8 protein-coding genes are annotated in these 9,855 nt (G+C 39.7%); 6 read left to right on the top strand and 2 right to left on the bottom strand.

Going from position 1 to position 9,855, the window contains the following annotated elements; all coding sequences use genetic code 11:
* The first annotated feature begins 162 nt into the window (after positions 1-162).
* The 5 genes from GNE10_RS26475 (at position 163) to GNE10_RS26455 (ending at position 5,011) form a co-directional block, all read left to right on the top strand.
* Complete coding sequence (locus GNE10_RS26475; RefSeq protein ID WP_099070078.1) at positions 163-834, top strand: hypothetical protein; 672 nt, start codon at positions 163-165, stop codon at positions 832-834.
* On the top strand, positions 821-1,582 hold the full coding sequence (locus tag GNE10_RS26470) for a class II aldolase/adducin family protein (protein ID WP_185568265.1): 762 nt from the start codon (positions 821-823) through the stop codon (positions 1,580-1,582). Before GNE10_RS26475 ends, GNE10_RS26470 begins: the two co-directional genes overlap by 14 nt.
* A 136-nt stretch (positions 1,583-1,718) precedes the next feature.
* Positions 1,719-2,834: a sulfonate ABC transporter substrate-binding protein gene (locus GNE10_RS26465; protein ID WP_185568262.1), complete on the top strand. Its 1,116-nt coding sequence runs from the start codon at positions 1,719-1,721 to the stop codon at positions 2,832-2,834.
* 344 nt (positions 2,835-3,178) lie between these two features.
* Positions 3,179-4,000, top strand: a complete 822-nt coding sequence (locus GNE10_RS26460) for an NADPH-dependent oxidoreductase (protein ID WP_185568260.1) — start codon at positions 3,179-3,181, stop codon at positions 3,998-4,000.
* Between the two features lie 222 nt (positions 4,001-4,222).
* Complete coding sequence (locus GNE10_RS26455) at positions 4,223-5,011, top strand: SDR family oxidoreductase (RefSeq protein WP_185568257.1); 789 nt, start codon at positions 4,223-4,225, stop codon at positions 5,009-5,011.
* Here the strand turns inward: GNE10_RS26455 and GNE10_RS26450 are convergent.
* Positions 4,952-5,497 (bottom strand): GNAT family N-acetyltransferase, encoded by a 546-nt coding sequence (locus GNE10_RS26450; RefSeq protein ID WP_185568254.1) that lies wholly within the window; start codon positions 5,495-5,497, stop codon positions 4,952-4,954. The two genes, GNE10_RS26455 and GNE10_RS26450, sit on opposite strands and share 60 nt — an antisense overlap.
* Before the next feature lie 379 nt (positions 5,498-5,876).
* Between GNE10_RS26450 and GNE10_RS26445 the strand changes: the two genes are divergently transcribed.
* A complete protein-coding gene (locus GNE10_RS26445; RefSeq protein ID WP_185568252.1) occupies positions 5,877-6,923 on the top strand; it encodes a 3-deoxy-7-phosphoheptulonate synthase in 1,047 nt (348 codons plus the stop codon).
* 154 nt (positions 6,924-7,077) lie between these two features.
* Here GNE10_RS26445 and GNE10_RS26440 read toward each other — a convergent pair whose 3' ends face one another.
* A complete protein-coding gene (locus GNE10_RS26440) occupies positions 7,078-8,952 on the bottom strand; it encodes a calcium-binding protein (RefSeq protein ID WP_185568249.1) in 1,875 nt (624 codons plus the stop codon).
* Positions 8,953-9,855 lie beyond the last annotated feature (903 nt).

Genomic DNA, 9,855 nt, shown 5'->3' with positions numbered 1-9,855 from the left:
GTGCCGTCAGGCGGGTGGGGTATCTGTCGCAAACATTTTTTGAATCGGTATTAGCCAGTAGGTTGGCACAATAAAACGAAAGTATTGTAAAAATTTAAATAAAGATTAACTAAGTTACGAGGAATATTTACGCCGACTTACTTAGATTAATGAGGAATATAAATGACGAATGATACTATTTTAGAACCATTACCTGAAGACCAATGGTTTATAGAAAGCCAAGAGTTGCGAGCTTTTGTAGCAACAGTACGTGAAATAACTGATAGTGCTAGTGAAAATCGCACACAACAGCTAGCTAAATTAGAACCTTATTTTCAAGAGCTACTTGCCCAACAGCAATGGTTACCCGAAAAGTTTGCCCAAGTTAACCCTGAAAGCAAAATGGGCGGTGGTATTGGTCAATGGCTACTTTATCGGGCTAAAGACCGTTCTTTATCAGTGTTTAGCTTGGTGATTCCCCCTGGTTCCACCACTCCAGTCCACGACCATTTAGCTTGGGGATTGATTGGTTTATATAAAGGTAATCAAGAAGAAACAGTCTATCGGCGTGTAGATAGCGGCAATGCCGCAGAACACGCACACTTAGAAATAACTGAAGTGCGATCGCTCCAAAGGGGGGATATTTACCGCCTCCTACCTCCAGATGGTGATATCCACGCCGTCAAAACCACATCCGAGAGCGAATCTGTATCCATCCATCTTTTAGGTAATGATACTGGTTGCATCTGGCGTCACCAATTCATTCCCGAATCTCACAGCGTTAAATCTTTTCGCTCCGGATATTCTAATGCTCCCTGCAAAGAGGAGGAGGAAAAACAACATGCCCAAGTTTGAAAGACCGCAACCCCCTGTATTCGAGCGACTAGAAGATGAACGCCTGCACCGCAAACAACGCCTAGCTGCTGCTTTTCGCCTATTTGGTCGCTTTGGCTTCAGCGAAGGTATAGCAGGGCATATTACAGCCCGCGATCCTGAGTTTCCAGACCATTTTTGGGTGAATCCACTAGGAGTATACTTTGGTCATATCCGAGTTTCTGACCTGATTTTGGTGAATAAAAACGGTGAGGTGGTCAAAGGAGATGCTCAAGTAAATCAAGCCGCCTTTGCCATCCATTCTCAAATTCATGAAGCTAGACCTGACATAGTTGCAGCTGCACACGCCCATTCAATTTATGGCAAAGCTTGGTCGAGTTTAGGTCGTCTGCTTGACCCCTTGACTCAAGATTCTTGTGCTTTTTACGAAGACCATGCATTGTTTGAAGATTATACAGGTGTCGTATTAGATACATCTGAAGGCAAACGACTGGCGGAAGCGTTGGGTGAAACTAAAGCGATAATTCTCCGTAACCACGGCATTTTAACTGTGGGACATACAGTGGATGAAGCTGCTTTTTGGTACATTAGTCTGGAGCGATCGTGCCAAGCGCAACTATTGGCAGAAGCCGCAGGTAGACCTAACACCATCAAACACGAAACAGCCCGTTTAACACATAGTCAAGTGGGAGCGCCTAAAAGTGGGTGGTTCAGCTTCCAGCCACTTTACGAAAGGATTGTCCGTGACGAGCCTGATTTCCTGGATTAGTTATTAGTCATTAGTCATTAGTCATTAGTGCAAAACTAATTACCAATGGCTAATGTCCATTGCCCATACCCATTGACTTATACTACGGTAAACCTATAGATATATAGTATAAATATAGTTCCAAGGAATGATTTTAATGGTTAGCCATATCTTTCGCCGCTTATTTGCCAAGTGGATGTCCTTAATCAGAGTCAGGAATTTATTTAATAACCAAAATAAATTATTCTTTTGTTCTTCTTTACCAATAGCGGGGGCTTTTGTAACTGGTGTTTGTTTGAGCTTGCTATTTGCTGCTTGTTCATCCACATCCACTGTTAACTCTCCTAATCCCAGTGCGACATCTGTGGCCAATTCTGCTTCTAGCAAAGCAACATTAGTGCGATTTGGATATCAAAAATCGAATATTTTGTTGAAAAATAAGGGTGTCTTAGAAAAGCGGTTGTCACCAGATGGTATATCTGTGGAATGGATTGAATTTCCTGCCGGGCCGCAAATGCTAGAAGCGATGAATGTGGGTAGTATTGACTTTGGACATGTCGGAGAATCACCACCAATATTTGCTCAAGCAGCAGGAGCATCATTAACTTATATAGCTGGTATTGCTGCTAGCCCTGCTGGCTCAGCAATTCTTGTTCCCCAGAATTCTGCAATTCAAAAAGTCACTGACCTCAAAGGCAAAAAAATTGCTTTTCAAAAAGGATCTAGCGCCCACTTGTTGTTAGTTCAAGCTTTAGAAAAATATGGAGTCAAATATAGTGAAATTGAGCCTAAATATTTGCCACCAGCTGATGCCCGCGCTGCATTTGTCAAAGGTAGTGTAGATGCTTGGGTTATTTGGGATCCCTTCTATGCAGCGGCTCAAGAAGCAACTAAAGCTAGAGTCTTAATTGATGGCACAGGAATTAATAAACAGGGGGGATATTATTTAACAACTCGAAAATTTGTAACAGAAAATCCTCAAATTGTCAAGGCAGTTTTAGAGGAAATTAAACAACTAGAAGAATGGGCTAAACAGAATCGAGAAGAAGTAGCACAAACTCTCTCATCTGTGTTAGGAATTGACATAGAAACCATGAGAAAAGCTACTAATAGACGGACGTTTGGGATTGTACCAATTAATGATGAGTTGGTAAATTTGCAACAACAAGTAGCTGATACATATTATCAGCTAAAATTGATTCCCAAACAGGTGAATGTTAGAGATGCAGTATTAACAAAAGAACAATACGCTGCGTTTTCACCAAAAGTATAATCGAGAATTCAGAATTCAGGAGTCAGAATTCAGAATTCAGGAGTCAGAATTCAGGAGTCAGAATTCAGAATTCAGAACTCAGAATTTAGAATTCAGAACTCAGAATTCAGAACTCAGAACTCAGAATTCAGAATTCAGAACTCAGAATTCAGGAGTCAGAATTCAGGAGTCAGAATTCAGGAGTCAGAATTCTGAATTTTGAAAAAATCTAACTCCTATTAGTAGTTGCGGGCTGGGCTAGGACAAAAACTGATGGTAAAAGCCTGATACCAAAAAACTTTCAAGTCTATTGCCTATTGCTCATTGCCTATTGCCTTTTCAAATCTTGAACCGGAGAATTACATATGACCAATCCTACAGAACTATTGCGATCGCGCTACGGTGAAATTCCCTTCAATCCCGAAATTGAATGGAATGATTCTCTGACATCACTACTATCTCACCGTTCGATTCGTGCTTATTTATCCGATCCTTTACCACCCGGAACTCTGGAGTTGCTAGTTGCAGCTGCTCAATCTGCATCTACTTCCTCAAATCTGCAAACCTGGAGTGTGGTAGCAGTGGAAAGCCAAGAACGCAAAGATGAGTTATCCAAGCTGGCGGGAAATCAAGCACACATCCGCCAAGCGCCTTTATTCTTGGTGTGGTTAGCAGATTTAGCGCGTCTGGCTTATGTTGCTGACAGTCGCGGTATATCCCATGATGGTTTGGAATATTTGGAAATGTTTGTTATGGCAACGGTTGATGCCACATTGGCGGCGCAAAATGCCACAATCGCTGCTGAGTCTTTGGGTTTGGGAACAGTGTATATCGGTGGAATCCGCAACCGTCCAGAAGAAGTAGCAGCAATCTTGAATTTACCTGCTTCTGTGTATGCTGTGTTTGGGTTGTGTGTGGGCTATCCGAATCCAGAAGTGAATGCTGCAATTAAGCCACGGTTACCACAATCGGCGGTGTTGCACCGGGAAACCTATAAATTGGCTGAACAAGATGAAGCGATCGCCCATTACAACAACATCATCAAAGAGTTTTATACTGAACAACAAATGAATGTTGCTGGTGATTGGTCAGAACATTCAGCCCAACGCATTGCAACTGTTGAATCATTGAGAGGACGCGATCGCTTGCGGCAAGTTCTCAATAACCTGGGCTTCAAGTTACTATGAGAAGGAGTTAGAATTCAGAATTCAGAATTCAGAATTCAGGAGTTTAGAATCAGTCTCTAGATGAATATGTATTTTTTGACAAAGTTGTTTCTCTAGAAGATGCTAAAAGGGAAAGTTTTTCTGATTCTAAACCCCAATTAATCTGCTCTCTGTACATTATTCATTCTGAGTTCTGAATTCTGGCTCCTAAGTTCTGAGTTCTATTCAATAAACACCAAAATTATGGATTTGCAACTTTGTGGCAAAGTCGCCTTAGTAACAGCTGCTAGTAAAGGTTTGGGTAAAGCTACAGCAAGGCAATTTGCCCGTGAGGGTGCAAAGGTCGCTATCTGCGCTCGTAGTGAATTAATTGACAAAGTTGCTGCGGAAATTACTAGCGAAACAGATGCCGAAGTGCTATCTATACGTGCAGATGTTACCAGTCAAGCAGATATTGAACGGGTAATTAATGCCACAGTGGAAAAATTTGGCGGCTTGGATATCCTAGTTACCAACGCTGGAGGGCCGCCCGCCGGTACTTTTGATGATATCGATTTAGCAACCTGGGAAACTTCCCTGAACTTGACTTTGCTGAGTGCAGTCCGCTTGGTGAAGTATGCTTTACCTCACTTACGCCAATCCAGCGCACCAGCGATTCTGACCATCACCTCAACCTCAACCAAACAACCAGTCCAAAATCTGGTATTGTCTAATTCCATTCGGTTGGCAGTGATTGGTTTAACTAAAACTCTCAGCCAAGAATTGGGTAGCGATAAAATTCGCGTCAACAGTATTTTACCCGGTTGGACGTATACAGAACGAGTTGAAGAATTAATCAACGCTCAAATTAGTAAAAGCGGCGAAACAAAAGAAGCAGAAATCGCCAAAATCAATAGTAAAGTTCCTTTAGGTCGCATGGGGACGCCAGAAGAGTTTGCCAATGTTGCAGTATTTTTGAGTTCGCCAGCAGCCTCATTTGTGAACGGAGTCATGCTGCAAGTAGACGGCGGGATTATTCAAGGAACATTTTGAGGTGTTGTCAAAACATTGAATTATTCCTTGGCGATCGCTATCATCAATGGCGATTTCTGTAAAATTCCCGGCGGTGTACTCTGCAATCGTACTGCGCCAAAATTTTTGAGCCACTGTATTTGCGCTAATTTGATAAATCTCCCACTTTCCACAAAATCTGTCGAAGACTTGAAAAGCAACTAGTTTACCAATTCCTTGTTGCCTATATTTTCGCAAGATAAAAAACTCTGCAATGGAATATTGATTCTCTGGTATGTATGTGAATTGATTCACCAAAACAAATCCAGCAAGCTGTTTGCCTACTCGTACAATGAACGGATAGCGATCGCCTTCAATCCAGTAATAATCGAGATAAGGGTATCCAAAGTAACCATGCTCGTTGAGGTCTCGATGTTCAAACTCTGAAAAGTCATACTGATAAAGCTCCATCATCCGTTGGATGAGTGGTTTGTCATCGATTACAGCAGATAACACCTTTACATACATAATCAATCGACCAAAAACAATATTTCTTAATCATATTCAACAATAGCCATACAAGTGTCTACAAAGTTCTTTTGGCATTAGCACATAAGATAAAACACACTATCTGCAATAATAAAAGCAGTGGGTGTTGGCTGTTGACTGTTGGCAGTTAACACTCAACAGTTAACAGTTAACAATTTGAAGCCGAATAATTTATTTTTTGGAGTTCCCCAATATCACTATCAATTCAAATATTTGTAACAGTAATTCCTGCACTAAAGTCAATTTTTATTATAGGATTTCCCAGACATAATATCAACTTAACTTGTATTTTTGATAAAAACTGTGTATATTAAAATGCACTCCGAAGCAGAATAGCACAAATTCCGAGAAAAACTCCATGCACAACCATCAATTGTTTAATGCTAATATCGAGAGCGATCGCGTTCTCTTAACTCCCAATGAAATTAAATCAAGATTACCATTAACTGAGTTAGCGGAACAAACAGTTTTAAGATATAGAGAAGAAATAGAAAATATTTTAGATTTTCGCGATCGCCGAAAATTCATCGTAGTTGGGCCATGTTCAATTCACGATCCCAAAGTAGCGATGGAATATTCCCAAAGGTTGAAAAAATTGGCGCAGAAAGTCGAAGATAAACTGCTATTAATTATGCGAGTTTATTTTGAAAAACCAAGAACAACCGTAGGCTGGAAAGGATTAATTAACGACCCAGAAATGGATGATTCTTTTCATGTAGAAAATGGTTTATTAATTGCAAGAGAGCTATTATTAAAAATTACAGAATTGGGACTACCTGCTGGTACAGAAGCCCTAGATCCAATTATTCCTCAATACATTAGCGAACTGATTACATGGTCTGCCATAGGGGCACGCACCACCGAATCGCAAACTCATCGGGAAATGGCCAGCGGACTTTCCATGCCTGTGGGTTTTAAAAACGGTACTGACGGCAATATTCAAGTCGCTTTGAATGCCCTACAATCAGCTAGAAACCCTCATAATTTTTTGGGTATTAATCAAAACGGACAAGTCAGCGTCTTTCAAACTAAAGGTAATGCCTACGGTCACGTCATTTTAAGAGGTGGTAATCAGCCAAACTTTGATGCAGCCAGCGTCAGTCTGGTAGAAAAAAAATTAAAAGAAGCAAATTTACCACCAAGAATTGTCATCGATTGTAGCCACGGCAATACTAATAAAGACTATAAATTACAACCTGCCGTCTTAGAAAATATTATTGAGCAAATATTGAAGGGCAATACATCAATAGTTGGCATGATGCTGGAATCGAATATCTATGAAGGCAATCAACCAATTACTGGGAAAAAAGCAGAATTAAAATATGGTGTTTCTGTAACTGACAAATGTATTAACTGGGAAGAAACAGAGAAAATTATTTTGGCTGCTTACGAAAAATTGAAGTAACTTGTTTGCCAGACTAGAATACTAATTCAGTATTCCAAAATTGTCTTGTTGAAAGAAAGAAAAAGAGATGCAGGAGAAGAAGTATTTTCTTACTCATTCCTTCATCTCTTTTAAACACCTTGTAATCCGATGGTTTGTAATTTTTATGCTCAGATTAAACAACCACAAAATTGTTGTTAGTTAATGACAAATCGACAGATAATTGTCCAAATTGTACTTGAGCAAATGCACCTGCGCTACCATCTCGGTCAAAGAACAATGCACCTGTAGCCGAGTTATAAATGAATCTTTGTGTGCTAGTAGTTGCAGATGCACCGATTCTAAATTGATTAGCTTTTAGTACACCTGCTGATAAACCGCCACCAAAACCAGTAGCCGATATCCGAATCGTTTCATTAGTGACATTTAAATCAGAAATTCTATCAACACCTTCATTGAAACTATTGAAGACAAAGGTATCAACGCCATTTCCTCCAATTAGGCTATCATTGCCATTGCCACCCGTAAGGATATCGTTACCATTTCCACCTTTGAGAATGTTTTTACCAGTGGCATTAGAGGCTGTGAGAATATCATTGCCATCCCCACCATCCAAGAGGTTATCGCCTGTTGAACCGCCAGCATTTAAGGTATCGTTACCAACACCACCCCTGAGAGTGTTATTACCTAAAGAACGAGATTCGTACTTATATAAATAACTGCCAGCGTAGTTACCGTACTCGTCGTAGTAGTCAACGTTACTAGAATCATTGTAACCAGAGATGTTGAGAAAATCATTGCCATCTCCTGCATCAAGTAGATTATTGCCTGTTGAACCACTAGCACTCAAGCTATCATCACCAGCCCCACCGTTGAGGGTATTATTACCTGAGGAACGAGAATCGTATTCCTGTTCAGAACTGCGTGGATCGTAAGCGTCTGATGAGCTTTTCAATTCGTAGTAACCAGAGACAGAGATAATATCGTTACCATCCCCTCCAGAAAGTAGGTTATTCCCTGTCGAACCACTAGCGCTTAACCAATCCCGATCAGCCCCACCATCAAGGGTGTTTTGACCAGATGACTCGGAGTTGTAGTCGTAGTCATAGCTAATGGATTGATAGTAGCCAAAGACGGAGAGCGTGTCACTACCATCGCTTCCACACAGTAGGTTATTGCCTTTTGAACCACTAGCACTCAAGCTATCATCACCAACACCACCGTTGAGGGTGTTATTACCGTCTGAGCGAGAGTCGTATTGGTAGCCAGTGTATTCTATTGTGTAATACCCAGAGACCGAAAGAGAATCATCATTATTGTCTCCAGAGAGTAGGTTATTACCTGCATTACCAACGAGAGTATCATTGCCAGCACCCCCAATGAGAGTATCATTGCCCGTACCACCCCGCAGCAAATCATTGCCACTTAGACCGTTGATGATATCATTACCTCCTTGACCATTGACCACATCATCTGAGTTGTCTAAAGCTGTAATGTTGTTGTCCAAGTCGTTGAAGAAGGTGACTGTGTTTTTAATGCCGATGCTCGTATCAGTGGAGTTTGCATCTAGGACATTAAAACTATCGGTGATGCTAGTTTGTCCATAAAAGATAATATTGCCAATGGCTGGTCTACTACCAGAAGCTTTGAGGTTATCCAAGTCTTCTAATTTGAAGTTTTGTAGAATAACTTTTGTAATAGATAGCGCAGGAAAATATACACCTTCAAATGAGATTTCGAGACTGTTACCATTCTGTGTCAGCAGTAAATTTTGTGGAGTTAACCCATACCCTTGAAATTTGAGGGTATCAACTTCGGCAATAACATCTGGTGTTGGGTTTGTGCCTTTACCCACTCCAACAAAATCACTAATAGTAACAATTCCATCACCCAAATTAACAACAAATTTATCGTTACCACCGCCACCTGTTAAGTAATCATACCCTTTGTTCCCTGTAATAATGTCGTTACCAGTTTTACCATTAATCGTGTCAAAGCTGTTAGTACCTAGTAGGGTATCGTTACTGTTAGTTCCAATGATATACGCCATAGCTTTTTCCTGCCTGAATTGATTTTTGGAAGAAATGAAATTCTTGATTATTAGTACTGTTGGGGAACGGCAAACAAAGCCGCAATTTAAGAGTTGAAACACGCTTAAATTTGATTCTTAAAGATTAAGAATTTTTGATGAATATTCTCCTTTTGATTGAATTGTTATTACTTTTTTAAGTGCATAACTTCAAAAATATTGAGTAGAAAACAAGGTTAAAACTAATTCAGAGCAAAGAAAATACATAACGATGCCCAAAACAGATTTAAACTTTGATTGTTGACTGTTGACTGTCAACTGTTAACACTCAATGGTCAACAGCAGCAAAATTTCGCAAATGATTTGCGACTGCTATATATATTTGAGTTATTTTTCTTACTATTTTTGTCTAAATTCCGTTAGTGCATTCTACAAATTAATCAGTGTATGGATTGAAAAAAATAGTTTCAAGATGATTTTAATCATCCTTTCTCAATTGCATAGGTAACTATAAAAGTCCGATTTGATTTATGAAAAAATTTAAGTATCTCTAGGATCTTTGATACCATAGCCTAACGCACCTAAATCTTTAACTGGTACGTTAACCTTTGACATAAAGCATCTATGTGTATTTCTCAAAATCAAATATGAGTCCTATATTTACCAAAAACATCACTGAAAAAGATTTAAAAATCAACCTTGGATGACTCAAACCTACACACTGTAATTTAGTTGCTTTGTCAATGGGTAATTATTACTAGCTCCAAAACACAACAACAGATACTTATGCTCTTGTTATGGGTTATGTTCGTGGGTATTTAGCTGAAAAAATAAGACACAAAATGCAGGGTATAAATAAACCGAACAAGGCATTAAAATAATCGGTTCATCATTAATATACAGAATATTTACTAATTAATTAAT

It is taken from the genome of Nostoc sp. 2RC, from assembly GCF_014222165.1.
GTDB lineage: Bacteria > Cyanobacteriota > Cyanobacteriia > Cyanobacteriales > Nostocaceae > Nostoc > Nostoc linckia.
The sequence above is the reverse complement of the archived record's forward strand: the minus strand, read 5'-3'. Positions and strand labels throughout refer to the sequence as shown.

Bases quoted from the DNA above. Each gene is read 5' to 3' on its own strand.
- GNE10_RS26455 (WP_185568257.1), top strand. From the start codon at position 4,223: ATGGATTTGCAACTTTGTGGCAAAGTCGCCTTAGTAACAGCTGCTAGT.
- GNE10_RS26460 (WP_185568260.1), top strand. From the start codon at position 3,179: ATGACCAATCCTACAGAACTATTGCGATCGCGCTACGGTGAAATTCCC.
- GNE10_RS26470 (WP_185568265.1), top strand. From the start codon at position 821: ATGCCCAAGTTTGAAAGACCGCAACCCCCTGTATTCGAGCGACTAGAA.
- GNE10_RS26465 (WP_185568262.1), top strand. From the start codon at position 1,719: ATGGTTAGCCATATCTTTCGCCGCTTATTTGCCAAGTGGATGTCCTTA.
- GNE10_RS26445 (WP_185568252.1), top strand. From the start codon at position 5,877: ATGCACAACCATCAATTGTTTAATGCTAATATCGAGAGCGATCGCGTT.
- GNE10_RS26440 (WP_185568249.1), bottom strand. From the start codon at position 8,952: ATGGCGTATATCATTGGAACTAACAGTAACGATACCCTACTAGGTACT.
- GNE10_RS26450 (WP_185568254.1), bottom strand. From the start codon at position 5,497: ATGTATGTAAAGGTGTTATCTGCTGTAATCGATGACAAACCACTCATC.
- GNE10_RS26475 (WP_099070078.1), top strand. From the start codon at position 163: ATGACGAATGATACTATTTTAGAACCATTACCTGAAGACCAATGGTTT.